Below are 22,074 nucleotides of genomic sequence, written 5' to 3' on the forward strand. Positions count from 1 at the left end.
TTTGAGAGTTTAACTGACTTCTATGAGGGGCAACCTTTGATAAAGTAGGGCTAAGAATAAGCCCTACATTAGGCGCTCTTACTGGACTTCGTTAATAGTTAGCCAATAAGCCAGAACACTTCTTAATTGACGGTTCCAATTGGTAACATCCAGATCCTGCCGCACGCAACTCCTTGCACCAATGCGGTAGGCCTCTTTGATTTCATTTTTTGAAAACCCTGCAGAAATCAAAACAATCGGCACAGAGTGAAAACGCGCCTGGTTCATCAGTGACTTGATCACATCAATACCTGTAAAGAACGGTAGCTTGTTATCTAAAATAACCAAATCTGGCGTGCGACTTCCAGGGTCACCCAGTACGTCAATCGCCTGCGCACCATTCTGCAGCATGCATAAATCAACTTCCTGCTCGTGCTGTTCGATAATCCTAGTGACCAAGAAACTCTCGTCAGGGCAATCATCGACAACAACATATGGATTCGGCATTAATTATCCTTTCAATTATTTTCCAATCTTTTATTCTATCCTTATTCGCTTTAGTTTGAACAGACCTCGGAAAGCCAACGGAATCCGTTGAGTGAAACAGCCGTAACATCATAATAGTAGCCATTAAATAAATATTTCATTATTGTGGTAATTATGAGCGACGAATACGGACACAGATTAAAAGCTTTTTCATTAAGAATGGAAAAAGAGCTTAGAAGAAAGCTTGAAGAACAAGCGAAACAGAATGGTCGAACCTTAACTTCGGAAATCAACCATCGCTTGGAAAACTCTCTTGATGAAAGCGAAAAAGAATCTGAACTAAAGAGTGTTGAAGAGTCACTAAGCTCTCTGCATGAAAAGTTAGATCACCTTTCAGCAAAAAGTTCAGATTCATAGATCAAGCCAACTTGTATACAAGTGAACGGTTACGTTCACTTGCGCCTGTTAGAAAGTAGCCCCTCAAAACTGGTTCGGTGCGATCAGCCCCAGATAATAGCCAGCAATTAATAGCACTAACAATGATATAGATAAAGATATGCGTACAGTCAGCGCAGTGAGCACTCGTGTATGCTGATTATCATCTTTACCTAAAAAGAAAGCGCCCGCACCAAGACTGACAAGAACCGCCAACAAGTTAATTAGTATTAGAATTTTATAAAAGCTCATGGGTCACCTTTTTTTAAGTCTTATTCTGATAGGCTTTGTTCTAGCTTCAGCGTAACAGAAAAATAATACTCAATGAACTGCGACTGACCATTAAATATGCCCTATTCTTTTCAGCCTAAGTTTTTCCTCTCTTTGTTTTGCACCCTAATGATGCTTGTTTTTTGTGCTTTGGGCCTTTGGCAATTGCAACGAGCTGATGAGAAACAGCAAACCCAATCCGAGCTTGAAGAATTGAGCATGCTGCCTCCCAGAAACTTAAACCTACAAAGCAACCATCTTAAATCGGCCTCCAAAGCCCTTGCGACGGGCCACTACCTAGTTAATGAGCAATTCTTATTAGACAATATTGTTCACAAGGGCAAACCAGGCTACTACCTAATGAGCCCTTTTTTACTAAGCAATCGAGATGAAGTTATTTTGGTGAACCGCGGATGGCTGGCCAAACAGCAAAACGGACTGCCTGAGTTCAAGACGCCAACTGAGCAATTAAGTTTACGCGGCATCCTCGCTCTACCACGCTCTAAGCCAGTCATCCTTGGGAGTATCGATCACCCTATTTCTGCTACGCCACCGCTGTGGTATTACATGGATATGGAAGTTTTTCAGCAGCAAAGCAGCTATAAAGCTCTTCCTTTAATTTTGCGACTTGCGCCCGAACCCGATTCAGATTTCGTGAGAGACTGGCCTAAATTCCAAGCAAAGTCCGGGATGCACATTGGCTATGCAATTCAGTGGTTTGTTTTCGCATTCTTTGTTTTAATAGCCCTTCTTGGTATTAATTTTAAAAGCAAAGCCAAACCTAATAAAAATAATAGTAACAACTAATGGTGATTAAATGAGCAACCCTTCGGTGCCAGTAAATAAGCCTTCTTTTGATAAGCCACAAAACCCCACCCTTTTTAAGCGCCTGGTTAATCCTCTAGTTATTATGCTGGTGCTGTTTGGCTTCCCTTATATCGCATCCTGGTATTTTATGAATAGCGAAGGTAGCTTTTCTGTGGGTGACTTAGGAAATCATGGACAATTAGTCTCCCCCGTTTTACCAATTGGCGAGTACTCACTCAAGACAAGCGCTGGCGAAATACTTTCGGATAAAAGTTTAGCCGGAAGCTGGCGTCTATTTACGGTGAGTTCATCCTGTGAACAATCTTGTCAGGATACGCTTTTAGTCATTCGACAAGCCAGGAAATCAACAGGAATAAACCGCAAGGTCGTCAAACCCATTCTATTACTAAAAACTCCCGAAGCATTAGCACCCTTTAAAGTAGACCTTACACAAGCCTTTCCTCAGTTAGCAACAGTGAGCTCGGACAGCCTTGATGCCAAAGTGCTGATCAACACATTTTCTCAAACACATGCTCAGGTCGAAAATAGTATTTTCATGGTCGACCCCTATAACAATCTAATGATGTATTACCCTGAGGGCGTGGAGCCAAAGCATTTAATGGAAGACTTAGAAAGGCTTTTAAAGGTTAATAAACCCAAGCTGTAATAAAAACATCTTTATTCATGATCAATACCCCTCAATAAAAATAATAGAGACGACATGAACAAACTCTTTTTCAGAATCAGCCTGGCCGCCTGTGCGCTGGCTTTATTTGTGATAGTGCTGGGCGCATACGTTCGTCTGTCTGATGCCGGATTGGGCTGTCCAGACTGGCCGGGATGTTATGGCACGCTCATTGCCCCAAGTGATAGCAATGACATTCAAGCTGCCAACGAAGCCTACCCGGAACGCCCATTTGAAGCCGACAAAGCCTGGAAGGAAATGATTCATCGTTACTTTGCCAGCACTTTGGGCTTATTAATCCTGGCAATGGCAGCTATTGCGATTAAGCGCAGAAAAGAACAAGGTCAGCAACTCACGCTTCCCCTAATTCTACTCGTAGTCGTCTGCTTTCAAGGCGCACTAGGGATGTGGACCGTCACCATGCTACTAAAACCCGCAATTGTTACGCTTCACTTGCTTGGGGGAATGTTAACTTTAGCCCTGCTTTGCTGGGCGATGCTAAGTGATCGACAACAAAAACCTGCTATCGTTTCCCGAGGCCTTAAGAACTGGGCCATATTGGCACTCGTCGTAGTCTATTGTCAGATAGCACTCGGGGGCTGGACCAGCACTAACTATGTCGCGCTTCATTGCTGGGATTTACCAACCTGCCAAGGTAAATGGTGGCCAAATACCGATTTCTCTGAAGGCTTTACAATTTGGCGAGAACTCGGTGTTGATTACGAAGGTGGTACGCTTTCGCTTGAAGCGGGTACGGCGGTTCATCTGACACACCGAATAGGAGCAGTAGTGACACTCCTAGTTGTCGGCACTTTTGCCCTTTTCCTGTTACGATTTTCAAAAGGCCCAGGCCAGCAAGGCACAAGAAACTTAGCCATTTTACTGTTAGTTCTCTTGTGCGCACAGATAAGCTTGGGCATATTGAATATCATACTGGTTCTTCCAACTGCGATAGCTGTCGCACATAATGGCGGTGCTGCATTATTATTGTTGACTATCGTCGCAATTAATCGGAAGCTAAGCACTGATAAACAAAAAAATACCTAGCATCTACGCTCAGTTTTCTTAAACAACGGTTCATAAAAGCTCAGGCAATGCTAGAAGAAAAACAACAAGGCATGTTTTATACAGCCGTTGTCTTGTGTGAAGAATATAAAAACAACAAAGAGAGTTCACAATGGCAAACACTACCGCACTTGCACCCGCAAGCGCCATATCATGGCGCCAGTACCTCGAGCTTTGTAAACCCAATGTGGTTTTACTTATTGTTTTTACCGCCATCGTTGGGATGCTTTTATCCTCCCCTGGCATGGTGCCCCTCGACACCTTATTCTTTGCCTCACTCGGCATAGGTATGGCTGCAGCTTCTGGCGCTGCAATCAATCACTGGGTGGATCAAAAAATTGATGCCACGATGGAGCGAACCAAGGGACGCCCCATTCCGACTGGAGGCCTGTCATCCAAGGCAGCTCTGAGTTTTGCGCTAAGTTTGTGCGTACTCTCTATGGCGATTTTACTTGCGACAACGAACCAGCTTACCGCGCTACTAACCTTCATCTGCGTTATTGGCTATGCGGTCATCTATACTATGTTTCTTAAACGCTCTACCCCGCACAATATCGTTTGGGGTGGTGCTGCCGGTGCTGCACCGCCGATTCTTGGCTGGGTCGCGATGACGGGTGAAGTTAACACCGAGGCCTTGTTATTATTTCTCATTATCTTTATTTGGACGCCACCACATTTCTGGGCACTGGCCATTCGCCGTCGCGATGATTATGCAAAAGTTGATGTCCCTATGCTTCCGGTGACTCATGGCATTCCTTTCACCAAGGTACAGGTATTACTTTATACTTGTATGCTTCTTGCCGTTACGCTGATACCCTTTGCCATACAAATGACCGGCTTAATCTATCTAGCCGGGGCGGTAGCCTTAGGGTTGGGCTTTATTTATCACGCTTATAAGCTATATCGCTGCAGTGCTGACCAACACGCAATGAAAACCTTTGCTTACTCAATATTCTACCTAACGGCCTTATTTGCATTTCTGCTCGTCGATCATTACATACGACTGGTAATACGCGGATAGAAACTGATTAGATTTCGCAAAGCGGCCAGTTCAACGTATAATACCTGCCCTTTTTCATTTCGCCCTATTTACGCATAGGGCTGTTCGGAACACTGACAGGTATTACGCTCCATGCAAGACTTTCAAATCGACCAATACGACTCCCTGTTGGACAACAAAGCCGCTCAAGTACGTGAGCAGTTCCTGCGTTTCTCTGCACCAGAATTGGAAGTCTTTGCCAGTGAAGTTGAAAATTTCCGCTTAAGGGCCGAATTCAAGATTTGGCACGAAGGCGAACGATGCTTCCATGCCATGTTTGAAAAAGGGACCAAGAACGCGCCAATTGAAATAACTCACTTCCCCATTGCTAGCAAAGCTATCACTGAGCTAATGCCTGTCATGATGGAAGAGATCAACCAGTCACCTCAACTCAAGCATCGCCTGTTTCAGCTTGAATACTTGAGTACACTTTCAGGTGAAATGCTGGTCACTCTGATTTATCACAAACAGTTAGATGAAATCTGGATAAAAGAAGCCAAGCGTTTGAAAGAAAAGCTTGGTATTCACATCATCGGCAGAGCCAGAAAGCTCAAACTTCTACTCGATCAAGACTATGTTATTGAAATACTAAACGTCGACGGAAAAGCACTTCGCTATAAACAAATTGAAGGTGGTTTTACTCAACCAAACGGCAAGATGAACGAAAAGATGCTCAGCTGGGCCCGAAGCTGTGTCGACGGCAATAAGGGAGATTTACTTGAACTCTATTGCGGCAACGGGAATTTCTCTATTGCTATGGCCGATAAATTCCGTCGTGTATTTGCTACAGAGATTAGCAAAACCTCAGTCAAAGCTGCCAATGACAATAAAGAAATGAACAGAATCGATAACGTTGACTTTGCTCGCGTTAGTGCCGAAGAGTTTACCGGGCACATGAACGGCATCCAAAAACGCCGTCGTTTGAAAGACCTCAACCTAGAAGAAACTGACTTTCAAACCGTACTCGTTGACCCTCCTCGCTCCGGCTTGGATGACGAGAGCTGCGAAATGATCAGCCAATACCCCAATATCGTCTACATTTCCTGTAATCCTGATACTTTGGAGCTAAACCTGGAACAGTTGAGCAAAACACATGAGATCAAACGCTTGGCGATGTTTGACCAGTTCCCCTATACCCACCACATTGAGTGCGGCGTTTACTTATCAAAAAAGTAGCCCTATAACATAATGAGCCTACCTAAAGCTGATGAGTTTTAAGAGAGGCCCGAAACTTGCATCATATCTTTGTGAGAAGTTATTAACGCTAATAATGTACACAAGTTTGCCGGTAATAGTCAGACCTTAGTCAAATCACGACAAAATAAGCTATCATCGGTAAACAGTCTGCATAGACATAGCGCTATAAGGTCAATATTCGACAAGCTCTAAACCAGAGCCTTGCTGTCACCTATTGATAAAATATACATAAAGTAAATATATACGGCCCTATGCAAATATCCGCTATTAACAAGAACCTTACCTGCTTGTACTGCCTTCTTGCTTTGTGTTTAGCAATGCTGTCTCCGTCTCTAAGCGCTGGTGACACCTACTACACAGATACAGACAACGAAGATAACGCAAGATCAGGAAGCTCTGATGATGACATAGGTCGTATTCTTTCTGACACGTCGTTGAACTACCCGATAGAGTTCAACATAAACCTGACAGGCAGCCTTCCAAGCACCTCTGCCCAGCTTCTTATTAACGCTCACGACATCGATGAAGAATTAGGCCAAGAGGTGTCGATTTCTATAAACGGCAACGGCCTAGGGGACCTGTCCGGCGTCGCAGATGAGGACAGCACCAATATTTTTAACGTGCCAATCGGGCAAATAGTTTCCGGGAACAATATCGTCGAAGTCACCATAGCAAACCCTTGGGCCACTCGAGTCAATTGGGGACAATTACTTATCGATGAAGGGGATGATGATAGCTCTGAATTCATCAATATTAGCCTGTCCTCTATTGATATAGATAGTGGCACAGTTACTTTAAACCTAGATACCGAAGTACTCACAACCAGAGAGGGTGGCTACCGGCTAGAAGTAAACCTTATCGACCAGAGCGGCAACATGCACAGCCAAGCCACCGAAGACTTTCCAGGGCTTGTAGGGCAAACTCAGACTAGAACAAATAGTGTTTCATATCAGTTAGATGAACCGAGTGGCAACTTTCTAATTGAAGCTCACCTGTTTTTCCAGGAAAGCGGCTTTGACCTTCAGCAAGATTATGCCTCCACAACGTATTCACACATACAAGACTCCGGGCCTGATCAACTTCCTGCCAACGCAAATTTTTCACTTATCTCTGCAAATAATGCAAGCATCGTCGCCAATGGTAGTGCCACCACTACAATCACTCTGGATGGCTACGACCTAAGCAACAGACCAACGGCAGTAAGCGGCCAAACAGTGTTATTTTTCACGACAGCGGGGTCCATAAGCACAAGCACCGACAATGGAGATGGTAGCTACAGCGCAACGCTTACCGCACCTATTAGTATTGGCACAGCAACTATCAGCGCAACACTTGATGGTGCAACCGTTAGCGATACAGCGGCTGTCTCCTTGATTGCAGATACGCCTTCCATAGCGACCTCTCGCATCAATGCCGATACTGCTAGCCTGCCAGCAAGTGGCCTGGACACGAGCGTCATTACCGTTCAGCTTTCAGATATAAACAATAATGATTTGGCACGCGGTGGAAACAGTGTCGACATTACAGCCGATATTGGCAGCGTCGGGCCGGTCACCGATCTTGGCAATGGAAGCTACACTGCAGTTTTAACGAGCAGTACGACTGTCGGGACAGCCACCATCAGTGCAAGTCTTGAGGGAAGTACAATTGTGGATACAACCAGTGTTGAGTTCACCCCACTACCCGCCTCCATGAGCGATACTTTAATCACCGCTACGCCAAACACGCTAACGGCTGATGGAAGCACTACTTCAACTATTTTGCTCCAGGCTATTAACGTGCTTGGTAACGGATTAAACTCAGGCGGCAGTACCGTTAGTTTCGCGGCCAGTATGGGCAGTATCGGTGATGTCACCGACTTGAATGACGGTTTTTATAGCGCAACCTACACCTCCCCCACCAATACCGGTGTCGCGATCATTAGCGCCACCTTTGATGGTGAAGATGTTATTGACACTGAAATGATCAACCTTCAGGCAGGAGCGCTACTCGCCTCTAGCGGCGTTATTACCAGTCTCGATGCTGCCGTCATCGCTAATGGCTCCAATACTACAACTATCACAGTTCAAGGAAGCGACGTCTTTGGCAATAGTGTCGAAGTGGGTGGCGCCACGGTTACTTTAAATACCAATTTTGGTAGTTTAGGCGCGGTAAGCGATATGGGAGATGGCCGCTATAACGCGACTCTACTGGCTCCAGCCACAACAGGCACGGCAGTGATTACTGGGACTATGAATGGCCAAAGCCTTGTCGATACCGCAACCGTTCAATTTGTACCGGGCCCGGCAAGCTACCTGAACAGCACACTAAACTCATCATCACCTGTTCTGACGGCTAACGGCAGCGACACCGCCACCCTCACACTTCAAGCCATTGACCTGACTGGGAACTATCTTACTTCCGGTGGTGACACCGTCATTATTAACTCAACTGCCGGCAGCCATAGCTCCGTGAACGATTTAGGTGACGGCACTTATCAAGTCATCTTTACCGCAGATGAAACAAGGGGCGTCGCAGTAATCACAGCAGAGTTAAACGGTGTACAGCTCTCCGATACCGCAAGCATATCTATGATTCCCGGTAATGCCGACTACTCTAACAGTCAAGTTAACAGCAGTCTGAGCCAAATTGTTGCAGACGGCCAAACCCTTAGCCAAATCACTGTCGAAGCAATTGATGAGCATGGCAATGCTCTAACAAACGGAGGAGATATTGTCACCATTTCCAGTACCTTAGGCAGTGTTGGTGATGTGACAGATTTAGGCGATGGTCGATATCAAGCCTCGCTACAAAGTGACACCACGGTCGGTACCGCGACAGTATCCGCGACGATCAACTTCTCGGAAATTGCTGATGTTGCCTTAGTATCGTTCATGTCGCCCCCCACTATCGATGATCTGGCAAGCCCGTCGCCTTTACCTACTTTAACGGGAACATTTCCTCAGATGACCGGAGCAAGCTTTTCAGTCGGCGTCAATCATATCAACTACACACTCGGCGATGGCAACCTAAGCTCAGACGGTTCAAATTGGAGTCTTACTATTCCAACCGGAAATGAGCTAGCCGATGGGACTTATGATGTCACAGCGCAAATCACCGATATCGCCTCACAGATAAGCTCTGATACCTCGATTAGCGAACTTCTTATTGATACTGTAGTACCCACAATTTCATTAAATATTTTGCGCTCAGCTGATAGCAGCAATATCCTAACGTTTCCGGTCTCAGGTCGCTGCACAGAAACAATCGACACTATTACTATCACCGTTACTGATGGACGTTCAAACTCTGTCAGCGAAAGCGATATGAGCTGCTCTCCCGCTACCTCAAACGAAGGTAGCTTCAGCACTGAAATTAACCTAAGCAGCCTTCAAGACGGCGACATCACTATTAATGCAAGTATCGCTGATCGAGCTGGAAACCAGGCAACTGACCAAGATAGTGTTAGTAAAACCGCTTGTGCCCCAGATAATACTGTTGAAATTTGTGATAACGATAGCGATGGTATTTCAAACGGTGACGAGATAAGCCTGGGTCTCGACCCTGATTACTACGATAGTGATGGTGACGGCATTAGTGATCTTGAAGAGCTAGGGGCCGATCTCAGTTCACCATTTGACTCGGATGGAGATGGCATTCTCGATGCCTTGGATACTGACTCGGATAATGATGGCATTAACGATGCTGGAGAGCTGGGAAGCGACCCAAACCTTCCTCAAGATAGTGACAACGACGGCACACCTGACTATCGAGATCGAGACTCAGACAATGACCATATTCCTGATTATCTCGAACATAAGTTTGTAGCTGAAGATTTTGATAATGACTCTATCCTCAACCACCTTGATTTGGACAGTGATGGAGATGGCCTCCCCGATGCCATTGAAAATGGCGTCGCATTGCACCTCGACTCGGATGACGATGGTATCGATAACGGCTTTGACGTCGACCTGACTGGAGGAGAAGACCTCAACCTGGATGGTATTGATGACGCGATAAGTCTTTTGGATAGCGATGGCGATAATAGCTACAACATCTTTGACCTGGACAGTGACAACGATGGTATGAATGATGAACTTGAAGCTGAGTTAACTGCCAGCTTAGACAGTGATGGTGACGGTATCAATGACGCCTACGATGTTGACAGCACCGGGGGCATCGATACCAACCTGGATGGTATCGACGATATCATTAACCCACCAGACACTGACGATGACGGCTTTCCGGATTATATCGATCTCGATAGTGACAATGACGGTTTTACAGACGTGGTGGAATCAGGTGGTACCGATAACAGCCCTATTGACGGTATTCATGACACTCCCGATTCGCAAACAAGCTCACCTACCGATACTGATGGCGACGGTTTGCCCAACCACCTTGAGCTTGAAAGTGGTGATAGCACAAATGATGGTAATGGGCCTTTCGACATTGATAACCTGATCGTGCCAATCCTCGATGCCGACCAGGATGGGCAAATCGACCCAATGAGCGATACCGATGGCGATGGCATTCTCGACAGTGTCGATGAAGACCCGACCAACTTTGGCTCATCCATAGACATTGATGGTGACAGTATCACTAACTCTGACGATCTAGACGATGATAATGATGGTATTCCTGACATTATTGAAGGGGACTTCACTGTCGATACCGATGCTGACGGACAACCTGATAAAATTGATTTGGATAGTGACAATGATGGTTTAACTGATATAAGAGAGTCGAATTCAGGACTAATTGATCTGGACAGCAACGGTGTAATCGATACAGTCGTTGATGCAAATGCAGATGGCCTAGACGATGCGATCACGTCAGCTTTTGCCGTGTCAGACACTGACAACGATGGTGTACCCGATTTTCAGGACCTTGACTCGGACAATGATGAAGTAACGGACCTTCAAGAAGCGAATCTTCCGGGTACGGACCTTAGTGAGATTGACAGCGACAATGACGGTATGGTTGACCTGCTATCATCATCGTCAGGCTTAAGCAGTCATGTTTTCTCTACGCTTATCGATAGCGATGAAGATGGAACTGAAAACTACCGGGACCGCGATAGCGACAATGACGGCTACCCTGACGGCCTGGAAAACGGTGACTTTGATAACAACGGGATTATCGACCTTGCCGAAGATGACGACACTGGTATTAGCACAGCCAAAAGTGGAACAGGTGGCACCATTAATCCCCATCTAGCATGGTTGCTGCTTTTACTTCCCTGGCTTTATAAGAGCTACAGAGCAATACAACACAAGCATGCTTTCTGGATGGCGATAGTTTTTTTACCTCTGCTTATGCATGTAAATGATGCCTCGGCTGACAACAATAATCAGTGTGCTCAGGAGCTAAAATTTGACGATTTATCAGAACTCTTATTTCAACCCTGTTGGTATGTATCCGCCGGGCTAGGTTATAGCTACTTGGCCCCCTCTGGAGAAAGTAACGGCTGGTCAAGTAATGACAAAAGTAGTATTGGCTTTAGTTTCTTGGCTGGTCGCCATCTCAGTGAAAAATGGGCACTGGAGTTAGACTATTCTTTCCTGGGGGAAGCGGGCTTAAAAAATAGTAACCCCACCCTAAATGCAAGTCTAGATGCGGCGATTAGATACCGAGCCCCAAGTCTAATGATTGCATATCGATTCTTACCCCAATATAAGCCTTTCAATGCCCACTTCAAACTTGGGGGAACCTGGCTCAATACAGAAGCAACAGACTCGCGTATTGGCTATGAAGAAGAGTCAACTGTACAAGTTACCTGGGGAATCGGTGCTTACTACAGATTCACCGATAGTCCCTGGTTCATCAGCTTTGACTATACCAATCATGCCAAAGATGCTCGCTTCAGCGGCTTTCATATAGGCCGTTATTTTGGCTTCAAAAAACACATTCCTAAAGTGGAAAAAATCGTAAGAACCCCATTTGAGAATCTACAGCTCCAACTCGATTCAGACCAGGATGGCGTGATAGACAAACTCGATGAATGTCCGCTATCGGATCGTGGAGTCGAAGTTGATAAAACAGGGTGCTGTACTGAAAAAGCAGGCTGTATCAGGATTCAGTAGTAATCAATAACGATTATTAGTTCTGTTTCTCATGAGACTGCGCAAGTACAAAACCGAGAAGCATCAGTATAGCTCCCACAAAGCCGTACATACCTAAGACTTCATCGAATACCCAGTAACCAACCATTGCGCCAAAAACAGACTCCATCGAAAATATGATCGCTGCAATAAAGGGGTCTGCTTTCTTTAAAGCAAAGACCTGAAGTGTATACGCCATACCCACAACGAAGATGCCACTACACAAGGCCCAAAGATAAGCAGAGTTGAGACTAGCCATAGGGCCGCCCTCAAAGCTCAGGGAAAAAACTAAACTTAATAAAGCGCAGACAATAAATTGAAAAAGTGCGAGAACAAGCAAGTCATGCTTGCCCACCCAGAAACTGATAGCCCATAAGTGAAGAGCCCAAAAAACGGCTCCAGCAAGTGCCAAGCCATCACCTAAATAATTAAACTTTCCATCAAAACCGCTCAGTAAGGACAAGCCACACAGAGCAATCAAACCACCAATCCAGGTCAGTAAAGGGTAACTTTTCTTAAATAAGATACCGATAAGCGGGACAAGCGCGACATAAAAGCCGGTGATAAAAGCCACATTGGCGACTTTAGTATAGGCCAAGCTGATTTGCTGAAAAGCAGCGCCAGCCGTTAACAGTAGGCCTAAGCCTGCACCGGCGAGAATCGTTCTCTTATTAAGTAAGGCTGTACGCGAACTCTTCGAAGAAAAAATAAAGGGTAATAGCATCATGGCGCCAAAAGCAAAGCGCCAAAAATTGAAGGCAACGGGAGCCATACCCTCCAAGGCCAAACGCTGAGGTGCAAACCCCAGCCCCCATAGCAAAGCAACCAAGAGTAAAAGCAAATTGATAGGAGAGAAAAGTCGACTCATCAAAAGCCCTAAACGCTACTTTTTAAGCTTGCCGCTGTCGCAAAGCCTCGAACAAACAAATCCCTGTCGCAACGGAAACATTTAAGCTGCTAACACTCCCGATCATTGGAATTTTAGTAAGCTGGTCACAATGCTCTCGCGTCAGGCGACGCAGACCACTGCCTTCAGCACCCATTGCGATAGCAGCAGGGCCTTTAAGATCTGTTTGATAGATATTTTGCTCCGCTTCTCCGGCAGCACCCGTTATCCATACACCAAAGTTTTGTAACCACTTCATGGTACGGGCTAAGTTTGTCACTCGAATGACAGGCACATGCTCAGCGGCACCACAAGCCACCTTCTTTGCAGTGGCATTCAAGGGGGCGGACTTATCCTTCGGCACGATCACGGCATGGACACCCGCCGCATCAGCTGAACGTAAACATGCCCCCAGGTTATGAGGGTCAGTCACGGAATCCAGAATCAATAAAAACGGTGGTTCATCTAGCGCTGAGAGAATATCTTCAAGATCCCCTTCATGCTTCTCAACTTCCCCTTTAATAGTTGCCACAACACCTTGGTGACGACCGCTGACCAACTTGTCTAATTCCTTCCGAGGCACATAGTCACAAGAGAGCCCTTTAGACTGAAGCAAGCGAATAAGCTTTGATAAGCGCTGGTCGTCCCTACCCTGCTGTACCAATACAGAGATAACCGAATCGGCCTCTTTTTGCACTAGGGCCTCAACTGCATGCAAACCAAATACGGTTTCTTGATTCATTAACTCTTAACCTTTTGTTTTAACTTTGCGCTTTCTAATTGCTGGCGTCACCGGCTCTGAATTAGCGTCTGATTTTACCTTGTTAATTTTCTTTAAGGGCTTTTTTACTTGCTTGCTTTTTAAAGCTTCTAGCTTGCTTGGCTTGCGCTTTAAAGGCTGGCTAGATTTAAGCTCTTGAGGCTCTTCTGTCTTCAACTCTGAAGAAGACTTCGGCTTTCTTGACTTGGCTTTTACCGGACGCTCGGTTTTCTTTCTTGCGCCATTTCGGGATTTAACCTTAGGTTTATCACTTCCCTGACGTCTATCCGCTTCTTTACGCCGCTCACCTGCCTTCCGCTTGTCCTGACTGTCGCGCTTGCTACCGCTTTTGGGCTTACCTTTCTTAGGGCGCAATTTGTCACGTGACTTGGAACTTGAGCTCACTAGAACCAGGTCAACCTTGCGCTCTTCCAGATTGATGTTTGAGACCTGAACAAGCACCCTATCACCCAGACCAAAGCGCTTACCTGAGCGTTCACCGATCAGGCGATGCTTCGCTGCATCAAATTGATAATAATCACTGTCTAAAGTCGAGACATGAACTAGACCTTCAGCATATAAATCAGCTAGCTCTACAAAGAAGCCAAAGCCCGTCACGGCAGAGATAATACCCTCAAACTCCTCACCCAAGTGTTGCTGTAGGTACTCACACTTAAGCCAGCTCATTACATCACGCGTCGCCTCATCAGCACGTCGCTCAGCCATCGAGCAGTGTTCACCAAGAACCAGCATTTTCGCTAGGTCATATGGGTATTTATACGCTTTTCTTAACTCAGGAGCCTGAGCATCCGCAGCAATACCTACGTCGTCAAAATCATTATTCTTAGCAGAATAAATAACAGACTTGATAGCACGGTGAACTAATAGATCAGGATAACGCCTGATAGGTGAAGTAAAGTGAGCGTAGTGTTCATAAGCCAAACCAAAGTGACCTTTCTCTTCAGGCCCATAGACTGCTTGGCTCATAGAGCGTAATAAGACGGTTTGTAGAACGCTGAAGTCAGGACGATCCTGAATATCCGCCATAATTTGTTGGTAGTCAGAAGGCGATGGATCTTCACCGCCCATCAACTGCAAACCTTGTTCACCTAGAAATGAACGCACATTCTCTAGTTTTTGTGCTGTCGGCCCCTCGTGAATTCGATACAAGGTTGGTAGCTTATGGCGCGATAAAAACTCTGCTGTCGCTACATTTGCACAGAGCATGCACTCTTCTATGATTTTATGAGCATCATTACGCTCAGTTGGTACAATCGCATCAATTTTTCGTTCATCACCAAAAATAATTCTGGTTTCAACCGTTTCAAAATCAATAGCACCACGATCTTTACGACGACTGACCAGCACTTGGTATAAACCATACAGTTCGTGCAGCTCGGGAAGTCGATCAGCAAAATCTTCACAAAGTTGAATGCCATCACTTGAGTCGGGCTCTTCCAGAATGGTTCCAACCTGGTTATAGGTCAAACGCGCGTGGCTGTGCATTACCCCTTCGTAAAAACGACTCTTAAGGACTGAACCTTCAGCGTTAATATCCATTTCGCAGACCATACATAAGCGGTCAACTCTAGGATTAAGGGAACACAAACCATTAGATAAAACCTCAGGCAACATCGGCACAACATGGTCGGGAAAATAAACCGAGGTTGCGCGGTTATTTGCTTCGACATCCAACGGTGACTCAGGGCGTACATAGTGGCTAACATCAGCGATCGCAACATAGAGCTTCCAGCCGCTTCCATTTCGTTGACAATACACAGCATCGTCAAAGTCTCGCGCATCTTCGCCATCAATCGTAACAAGGGGCAAATGCCTGATATCAATACGCCCGGCTTTGTCACTATCGAGAACTTCTGATTTGAGTGTATCGACAGTTTGTTGAACTTCAGGCGGCCACTCAAAAGGAATATTATAGGAACGAATCGCTACTTCGATTTCCATACCAGGAGCCATGTGGTCTCCTAATACTTCAATTACCTGACCGGTCGCGTGCGTGCGTTTAGTCGGATGTTGCAATATCTTAACCACGACATATTGGCCATGCTTGGCTTCAGCCGTATGATCAGAGTCAATTAGAACCTGTTGGGTAATGCGGTTATTTTCAACTTCGACAAATACGATGTTGCCTTCACGATATAAACGTCCAACCAATTGTTCGGTATTTCGTTCCAGGACATCCACAATAACCGCATGACGTTTACCACGATGATCTTCCCTATCTGCGCGTACTAGCACCCGATCGCCATCAAACACCATCTGCATCTGACGAGCCGATAAGTAAAGGTCATCACCGCCTTCATCAAGCTTTACAAAGCCAAAACCATCACGGTGACCTATGACCACACCTTTAAGCAAGTTAACGCGAGAAACCGGTAGATATCGATCACCCCGGTTACGCACTAGTTGGCCGTCTCGCGACATAGCAATAAGACGCCGACGAAGAGCTTCAATTGAATCATCATCTTTCAATGACAGCTCTTCAACTAGTTCAGGATGAGTGGCCGGAGCGTTGCGCGCATCCAGATGAGAAAGAATAAACTCTCGACTGGGAATAGGATTTTCGTATTTCTGCGCTTCGCGATCCTTATGAGGATCTTGCGTGGCTTTACTGGTCTTTTTTGTCATGTGTCCGCACTAAGAACTAATAATTGGGAAAATCACTGAACGCTAGTTAGCTTCAGATTCCCAAAAAGGGAACTGTCCGCTGCCGAACAGTTTAAATTTAGCGCAGAGTATAGCCTTTATAGAGCAATATGTAGATACATATTCACTTTTGCCGGGTCTTGAACAACATGCATTTGAGAGCGTTTAAGGCCGCAACAGGTCGCCAAGTATGTCATATGCGCTTCACTTCTGGGGTTTACATGCCAGTCAAGGAAGTCCATATAGGGCTGGCTAGCGTTATTAGTGCTCAAATTAGCAATGACGATTTCACTTCCCTTTCGCGTATGGCTCATTAGCTTTTCCAAGGTTAGCTTAAACGAGGCATCGTTCAAGTAATCAAATAACCCTTCTGACCAAATCAGGTCATACTTTTCATCGCTTTCAATATCTTGGACTCCGCCATGTGCAAAGCCAACCTGATCACTATACTTACGACACAGGATACTAGCGTAATCTAAAGCCTTCCAGGACTGATCAATGCATAAAAAAGACGAGTCGCTTTTATACTGCCCCAAGTAATCCGCGATAGAGCGGGAAGAACCTGAAGCGATATTTAGGACATTCATACCTTGCTGATGCTGTTCCGCAGCAGCCATTACGTCAACGAAGTAGCGCTGGCTATGTTGAAAGGCCGAAACAAAAGCCTGACTATTCCAGAACTGATCCCAGTTCCTTAAGTCTGTCTTGGGTGTAAGAAAGTGACCGTAAATACGTTCTAATAATTCAAAGTCGCCAGCATAGCCATTGGGTTTTCGATACGCCAAGCCTTGCATAGTATCGAAACTTAGCGCCTTGCCCATCAAGTCTTCTTTATAGTCTGGCCCATAGTAATTAAATTCTCCTCGGCTCTTTGCCTGATTAAAATCAACCAAAGCTTGTTTTAATGCTGGGTACTGATCAGGCTCTGGGCCACCAGCATTCACAAGATCCTGCAAATAAAGTACGGATGTATTCATACTTTTGACCTCACTAAGAAAGTAACAAATAAATGGTCATATCACTGCCCTGCTTCACAAACCTAAAGCAAATACGGACGAACATAGATACCTATGACCGTGAAATTCCTATATCTCTCCATTCTGAAGAAAAAAATTAGAACAAAAAAACCAATTTACAGAGATATAGACGGACAAAACGCAGAAATAGTCACAATTATTTTATTTTTCTTTTTTATTCAGACAGTTAGCTAGATGTCAGCCANGACATCTAGCTCTTTCGTAGGCAGAGGGTTCGCCCCTCAAAATTCGGAGCTCAGTAGAAGCCGGAGGTCATATTTAAAACATGCCTAATGTAATCAATAGTTTATGATCTCTAACCTTGATAGACTTCAAAGTAGATTTTGCTAATTGGTGCTTAGCATCATCGTCACGTAAGCGATAGACAGGAAGCTTCTCGCTAGCTTTAGACAGCACTAGCTCAGCCAGTTTGGCAATCTTTGGTGTTAGTTGTTTTGGCAATAAGTCGATCTCAAGGTCGACCAGTCGAGGTGAGTCTAAATAAAATTCCCCGCTATCCTGCTGGTAGCGGAGGGTACCGGCGATTTTACCTCTGCCACCACCTTTAAAGCCGCCTGGTGCGATGACATCAACATGCATAAAAAAGCCAACTTCATTACTGACGTTGATTAACTCCACTTTTGGCTCGGACAAGCGAACAGTAAAGAAGTACTGTTTCTTTTCTAAGGGCATCATCGCCTCAATCTTTTCTTGCAAGCTTCGTTCTGTCAGCTCAATGGTGTAGGTAAATCCTGAGGACATCTGGGAGAATGAAAACATAAGTAAGAATACAAAAATACGGGTCATAGTGAATGTGAGTTTACCTTAAGTACAGCAAATCATGCGAGCCTAAAAGAATCTGTAGCGATTCACTACAAACATTAGCTTTAAGCGTAGCAATCCGCTACAATCCAGATATCAACCTCAGTTTGGAGATTCTTTGATGGCTAAATCCAATTCCCCTATCCGTTTAGAAAGTGAACTTATGAAACAAGCCAAGTTAAGTGGTGAACTTAACAAGCGCTCAGTGGCTGAACAGATAGAATATTGGGCAGAAATAGGCCGCGGGGTTTCTGGTGTCGTAGACCCTGAAACACTCATTAAAGTAAACAGTGGTCTTGCAAAAATCAATGTAGAAGAAACGCATAATGTCGACATTGATGCTGACGATATATTCAGCAACCTGGAACAACAACGCGACTCAGGTTCTTTGATGAGAAACATCACCACTACCAATTATGCCTTTCAGGCCTCAAGTACTGATAAGGGCATGCTTGAAAGAATCGACCAACAAGGTAATGTCACCACCGGCTATTTTGAAAATGGCGTATTTATAGAATCTAGAGTATAAATTGAATAAAGAATCAAAACAGCTGTGGCTGCTCGCCGGAGGAAATGGCGCAGGAAAATCTACCTTTTATAGAACGCAGCTACAACCTCGTGATCTACCCTTCGTTAACGCCGATAATATCGCTCGCCAAGTATTCCCCGATGCGCCTGAAGCGCATAGCTATCAAGCCGCAGCCATCGCTGAGCGGCTCAGGAATGAGCTCTTGGAAGAAGGACGTAGTTTCTGTTTTGAAACCGTTTTCTCTCATCCCTCCAAAATCGACTTTGTAGGAAAAGCCAAAGCTCACGGTTACGAAGTAATTATCGTCTTCGTTCATCTTTCAACCCCCGAACTTAACAAAGCACGAATACAGCAAAGGATTGAAGAAGGCGGTCACGCAGTACCAGAAGATAAAGTCGTCAGCCGTATACCTCGCACCATGCAAAATATAAAAACAGCGCTAGTGCTGGCAGACAAAGCTTATCTCTTAGACAACTCTGACTACCTAAAGCCCTTCGATCTCGTTGCTCAGATCACGCAAGGATTAGTAACGAAAAAAGCAAACACCCTGCCCGATTGGGCGAGATTTCTACTAGAAAGTTAAAGCCTGATACACACGCCGCTAAGTCAGATAGCTCTGTCTTCAAACTAAGAGACTCTAAAATGCAGATGAGGGCCTATCAAACCGTCAGCGAAGTCACAAACATACCAATTAAACCAATCAGACTAATAACAAAACCAATACTCCGGGCCAAGGCTATATTCGCGTAATAGCACAACATATGCATCACACGCCCAGCAAAATAGGTCACAGAAAACGCGTCGATATAGCTTGCATCGGCACCACTATAAACAGCAAACAAAGCAAACAGGATAAATACCGCGATCGTCTCATTGGTATTTGAATAAGTACGAGAGGCTCGAAATAAAAATCTAGCGTGATCAGCTTCGACGGGATAACCCGGTGTATGTTTCAATTTAATTGATGCTGCGTCAGAAACAAGTATTTGGGTGAGCAGCAATAAGCCGGTCAGTCCAACAATGAGTAGCGTGAGTTGATAGTCTGCAAATACTTCCATATATTGATCCTAGTACTTTCATAAGTGATTGGGTTCACTAATTGTAAAGCGCTGAATACTATTTAATGCTTACCTCATCACCCTAATGCTACCTAAAACCTTAAATACACAGTTCTATCAGTAGGACAAACGAAGCTATTAACGTTAAAGCGACACGACGATTTAACCCTGCAATTCTGCAAGAAAGGTTTAATAAGAGATTGGGAACACCAGAGCAAGTACACACATGAACAACGCCATTCCAAGTGAAGTAATCACAATCCAGTTATCATCTATCAACTTAGGCATATACTTTCCCTCGGTATTTATCTAACTAATAACAAATACATTAATTGATAATGATTATCATTACAACCACCCTCCTGTGACCTGTAATGGATTTAACTCACCTCCCTTGGTAGTCCAGCCTAGCAATGCCATCTCTACACCGAGGCGATCAACACTTTCCGGCAATCGAAGCCGACTGCTCCACAACTCCTGCCTACTAGCAGTATCTTTCTTGCTGAGTAAAAACTCATGGTGTAAGGACAGTACAACAAAATCTTGCTGTAGATTTCTGCCGCGGTTTTCACCAGCATTAATGTTTGAGAGCATATCAAAGCCGAGTAAGGCTATATTGATCTTGAACGACTTATCCTGCTCTGCTTCTATCTTGGTGGTATAGCGAATTAACACCTCGCGTCCATCAATATCAATCTGTAAACCACCTAGACCCTCTACCCTCTGTGCCTGGGGTAAGCGTTGACACCGAAACCACCCATTCCAGCCCTTGCCACTCACAATAAATCCCGGAGTCGCGACTTGTCTAATTAAACCTAGACGCTGATAAAGGCGCTGCCGATTGCCATATTGAGCCTTGGCAAACTCATCCTTCCAACCGATGTAATCCCAATAATCAACATGGAAGGCTAAAGGGAAAAGTGACTTCCATAAACGCTTATCGTGCTTGAACTTACTGATCCATCGTTCAGCTGGAGGGCAACTGCTACAACCTTGTGAAGTGTAAAGCTCAATCAGACTGCCTGGCTCATCTGAGCTGGTAAAACGTAAGTTTCGTTCTTGAGCATTTACCGAGGCCATATAATTCACACTCAACAAAAGACATACCATCAAGCCTGTAAAACGTCGCACTTTAGAACCGTACACGCGGGCAACTCCTATCTCTTATACCTCAATATGAGGGATACGCATATGTAGTTATGACTTCAAAAGAACATGATAGTTCCAACACATTCAAAAAATTGGTACTCACCTACAAATAAAATGAATACAAATTCATATTATTGATTGAATACCGTTATTGCTGCTAGTATGAAAAGTATAGGATGCACAATAAATACGAGGTCGATATGAGTTCAGTAAGCGATTCAGCAAAAACGGTAAAGCAAAAAGCTAGCGATTACCTATCGGTTGGCCAAATTCGCTACCTGAAATCTGCTTCTGACCTAAGGGCTTATCTAATGTTTGCCTTCAACTGGCTACTCATCGCTTTTGCTTTCTTTATCGTTGCTGTTTGGCCAAATATCATTACCGTCATAGTGGCTTTATTCATTCTAGGAGGACGGCAACTCGGTCTTGGTATACTTCTGCATGAATGCTCTCACCGCTCATTCTTTTCCACCCAAAAGCAGAATGACCTGGTTGGCCATTGGTTGGCAGGTATTCCGGTACTTGTGCCTATCGACTTCTACCGTCCTTATCACTTTACTCACCACACTAAAACCGGAACCGACGAAGACCCCGATGTTGGTAACATTGCTCAATACCCGGTTAGCAAAGATAGCTTTAAGCGCAAGATCATTCGTGACTTTCTTGGTTTATCTGGGCTCAAGGCAACATCAGCTTTGTTATTTTATGTACTTCCAGGGCGTGCTGGAAATGCCGTTTCCTTGGGTGTAAACAGCGATAAGATCGGAACAGATGCTGGCTGGAAAATGGGACTTAGAAACTACCTTCACGTCGTCAGTTTCCACCTTATATTTTTTAGTATCTTGGCGGCGAGCGGACATGCCAGCCTCTATGCTTTATGGTGGATTGCCTATATTTTTACTCATCCCTTCATCATTCGAGTTCGTCAAATCGCCGAGCACGGCGCCATGCCAGCACTTGCCTCAGAGGATGTTCGCCACACGACACGTACAACCATCGCCAACTGGTGGGAGCGTTTACTGTTTGCACCGAATTATGTGAACTATCACTGCGAACATCATTTGCTCCCAACCGTTCCCAGCTATCGACTATCTGAAATGCATCGCATTCTTAAGCTACGTGGATTTTATAAGAGTAATGAAGA

19 protein-coding genes are annotated in these 22,074 nt (G+C 45.0%); 10 read left to right on the forward strand and 9 right to left on the reverse strand.

Annotated elements, in window-relative coordinates; all coding sequences use genetic code 11:
- Positions 1–78: 78 nt before the first annotated feature.
- The gene (locus A3735_RS19850) at positions 79–486 is read right to left on the reverse strand and encodes a response regulator (RefSeq protein ID WP_068511299.1); all 408 of its coding nucleotides are present in this window, start codon (positions 484–486) and stop codon (positions 79–81) included.
- Positions 487–639: 153 nt separating this feature from the next.
- Here A3735_RS19850 and A3735_RS19855 point away from each other — a divergent pair, with 153 nt between their 5' ends.
- On the forward strand, positions 640–882 hold the full coding sequence (locus A3735_RS19855; RefSeq protein WP_082865296.1) for an Arc family DNA-binding protein: 243 nt from the start codon (positions 640–642) through the stop codon (positions 880–882).
- A 63-nt stretch (positions 883–945) separates the two neighbouring features.
- Here the strand turns inward: A3735_RS19855 and A3735_RS19860 are convergent, their stop codons facing one another.
- Positions 946–1,152, reverse strand: coding sequence for a twin transmembrane helix small protein (locus A3735_RS19860; protein ID WP_068511303.1), 207 nt, complete (start codon positions 1,150–1,152; stop codon positions 946–948).
- A 150-nt stretch (positions 1,153–1,302) separates the two neighbouring features.
- Between A3735_RS19860 and A3735_RS19865 the strand changes: the two genes are divergently transcribed.
- The 6 genes from A3735_RS19865 to A3735_RS19890 all read left to right on the forward strand — a co-directional run bounded on the left by A3735_RS19865 (position 1,303) and on the right by A3735_RS19890 (position 12,028).
- Positions 1,303–1,977, forward strand: a complete 675-nt coding sequence (locus A3735_RS19865; RefSeq protein WP_068511305.1) for an SURF1 family protein — start codon at positions 1,303–1,305, stop codon at positions 1,975–1,977.
- 10 nt (positions 1,978–1,987) lie between these two features.
- Positions 1,988–2,644 carry a hypothetical protein gene (locus A3735_RS19870; protein WP_068511308.1) on the forward strand — a complete coding sequence of 219 codons (657 nt, stop codon included), beginning with the start codon at positions 1,988–1,990 and terminating at the stop codon, positions 2,642–2,644.
- Positions 2,645–2,698: 54 nt separating this feature from the next.
- A complete protein-coding gene (locus A3735_RS19875; RefSeq protein WP_068511310.1) occupies positions 2,699–3,709 on the forward strand; it encodes a heme A synthase in 1,011 nt (336 codons plus the stop codon).
- Positions 3,710–3,839: 130 nt separating this feature from the next.
- Positions 3,840–4,748 (forward strand): heme o synthase, encoded by a 909-nt coding sequence (gene cyoE / locus A3735_RS19880; RefSeq protein ID WP_068511312.1) that lies wholly within the window; start codon positions 3,840–3,842, stop codon positions 4,746–4,748.
- Positions 4,749–4,859: 111 nt separating this feature from the next.
- Positions 4,860–5,942: a tRNA (uridine(54)-C5)-methyltransferase TrmA gene (gene trmA, locus A3735_RS19885; RefSeq protein ID WP_068553876.1), complete on the forward strand. Its 1,083-nt coding sequence runs from the start codon at positions 4,860–4,862 to the stop codon at positions 5,940–5,942.
- A gap of 272 nt (positions 5,943–6,214) precedes the next feature.
- On the forward strand, positions 6,215–12,028 hold the full coding sequence (locus tag A3735_RS19890) for an invasin domain 3-containing protein (RefSeq protein ID WP_068567587.1): 5,814 nt from the start codon (positions 6,215–6,217) through the stop codon (positions 12,026–12,028).
- A 16-nt stretch (positions 12,029–12,044) separates the two neighbouring features.
- Here the strand turns inward: A3735_RS19890 and A3735_RS19895 are convergent, their stop codons facing one another.
- The 5 genes from A3735_RS19895 to A3735_RS19915 form a co-directional block, all read right to left on the reverse strand.
- Positions 12,045–12,914: a DMT family transporter gene (locus tag A3735_RS19895; protein WP_068511319.1), complete on the reverse strand. Its 870-nt coding sequence runs from the start codon at positions 12,912–12,914 to the stop codon at positions 12,045–12,047.
- Positions 12,915–12,936: 22 nt separating this feature from the next.
- On the reverse strand, positions 12,937–13,674 hold the full coding sequence (rlmB, locus tag A3735_RS19900; RefSeq protein WP_068511320.1) for a 23S rRNA (guanosine(2251)-2'-O)-methyltransferase RlmB: 738 nt from the start codon (positions 13,672–13,674) through the stop codon (positions 12,937–12,939).
- A 6-nt stretch (positions 13,675–13,680) separates the two neighbouring features.
- Positions 13,681–16,338 carry a ribonuclease R gene (gene rnr, locus A3735_RS19905; RefSeq protein WP_068553715.1) on the reverse strand — a complete coding sequence of 886 codons (2,658 nt, stop codon included), beginning with the start codon at positions 16,336–16,338 and terminating at the stop codon, positions 13,681–13,683.
- 116 nt (positions 16,339–16,454) lie between these two features.
- A complete protein-coding gene (locus A3735_RS19910) occupies positions 16,455–17,333 on the reverse strand; it encodes a class I SAM-dependent methyltransferase (RefSeq protein ID WP_068553716.1) in 879 nt (292 codons plus the stop codon).
- Positions 17,334–17,651: 318 nt separating this feature from the next.
- Positions 17,652–18,179, reverse strand: coding sequence for a DUF1439 domain-containing protein (locus A3735_RS19915; protein ID WP_068553717.1), 528 nt, complete (start codon positions 18,177–18,179; stop codon positions 17,652–17,654).
- A 136-nt stretch (positions 18,180–18,315) separates the two neighbouring features.
- Between A3735_RS19915 and A3735_RS19920 the strand changes: the two genes are divergently transcribed.
- A complete protein-coding gene (locus tag A3735_RS19920; protein ID WP_068511328.1) occupies positions 18,316–18,723 on the forward strand; it encodes a hypothetical protein in 408 nt (135 codons plus the stop codon).
- A gap of 1 nt (position 18,724) precedes the next feature.
- Positions 18,725–19,306 carry an AAA family ATPase gene (locus A3735_RS19925; protein WP_068511330.1) on the forward strand — a complete coding sequence of 194 codons (582 nt, stop codon included), beginning with the start codon at positions 18,725–18,727 and terminating at the stop codon, positions 19,304–19,306.
- A 76-nt stretch (positions 19,307–19,382) separates the two neighbouring features.
- On the opposite strand, the gene A3735_RS19930 is transcribed toward A3735_RS19925, so the two are convergent.
- Positions 19,383–19,781, reverse strand: coding sequence for an MAPEG family protein (locus A3735_RS19930; RefSeq protein ID WP_068511332.1), 399 nt, complete (start codon positions 19,779–19,781; stop codon positions 19,383–19,385).
- Positions 19,782–20,129: 348 nt separating this feature from the next.
- The gene (locus A3735_RS19935; RefSeq protein WP_068553718.1) at positions 20,130–20,927 is read right to left on the reverse strand and encodes a DUF1223 domain-containing protein; all 798 of its coding nucleotides are present in this window, start codon (positions 20,925–20,927) and stop codon (positions 20,130–20,132) included.
- A 203-nt stretch (positions 20,928–21,130) separates the two neighbouring features.
- Here A3735_RS19935 and A3735_RS19940 point away from each other — a divergent pair.
- Positions 21,131–22,074, forward strand: a 944-nt coding sequence (locus tag A3735_RS19940) for a fatty acid desaturase family protein (protein ID WP_197485948.1), incomplete at its 3' end; no start/stop codon positions are given.

It is taken from the genome of Oleiphilus sp. HI0061, assembly GCF_001635675.1.

Bases quoted from the DNA above. Each gene is read 5' to 3' on its own strand.
- A3735_RS19920 (WP_068511328.1), top strand. From the start codon at position 18,316: ATGGCTAAATCCAATTCCCCTATCCGTTTAGAAAGTGAACTTATGAAA.
- A3735_RS19915 (WP_068553717.1), bottom strand. From the start codon at position 18,179: ATGACCCGTATTTTTGTATTCTTACTTATGTTTTCATTCTCCCAGATG.
- A3735_RS19850 (WP_068511299.1), bottom strand. From the start codon at position 486: ATGCCGAATCCATATGTTGTTGTCGATGATTGCCCTGACGAGAGTTTC.
- A3735_RS19865 (WP_068511305.1), top strand. From the start codon at position 1,303: ATGCTTGTTTTTTGTGCTTTGGGCCTTTGGCAATTGCAACGAGCTGAT.
- A3735_RS19875 (WP_068511310.1), top strand. From the start codon at position 2,699: ATGAACAAACTCTTTTTCAGAATCAGCCTGGCCGCCTGTGCGCTGGCT.
- A3735_RS19860 (WP_068511303.1), bottom strand. From the start codon at position 1,152: ATGAGCTTTTATAAAATTCTAATACTAATTAACTTGTTGGCGGTTCTT.
- A3735_RS19895 (WP_068511319.1), bottom strand. From the start codon at position 12,914: ATGAGTCGACTTTTCTCTCCTATCAATTTGCTTTTACTCTTGGTTGCT.
- A3735_RS19855 (WP_082865296.1), top strand. From the start codon at position 640: ATGAGCGACGAATACGGACACAGATTAAAAGCTTTTTCATTAAGAATG.
- rlmB (WP_068511320.1), bottom strand. From the start codon at position 13,674: ATGAATCAAGAAACCGTATTTGGTTTGCATGCAGTTGAGGCCCTAGTG.
- trmA (WP_068553876.1), top strand. From the start codon at position 4,860: ATGCAAGACTTTCAAATCGACCAATACGACTCCCTGTTGGACAACAAA.
- A3735_RS19910 (WP_068553716.1), bottom strand. From the start codon at position 17,333: ATGAATACATCCGTACTTTATTTGCAGGATCTTGTGAATGCTGGTGGC.
- cyoE (WP_068511312.1), top strand. From the start codon at position 3,840: ATGGCAAACACTACCGCACTTGCACCCGCAAGCGCCATATCATGGCGC.
- A3735_RS19930 (WP_068511332.1), bottom strand. From the start codon at position 19,781: ATGGAAGTATTTGCAGACTATCAACTCACGCTACTCATTGTTGGACTG.
- rnr (WP_068553715.1), bottom strand. From the start codon at position 16,338: ATGACAAAAAAGACCAGTAAAGCCACGCAAGATCCTCATAAGGATCGC.
- A3735_RS19870 (WP_068511308.1), top strand. From the start codon at position 1,988: ATGAGCAACCCTTCGGTGCCAGTAAATAAGCCTTCTTTTGATAAGCCA.
- A3735_RS19890 (WP_068567587.1), top strand. From the start codon at position 6,215: ATGCAAATATCCGCTATTAACAAGAACCTTACCTGCTTGTACTGCCTT.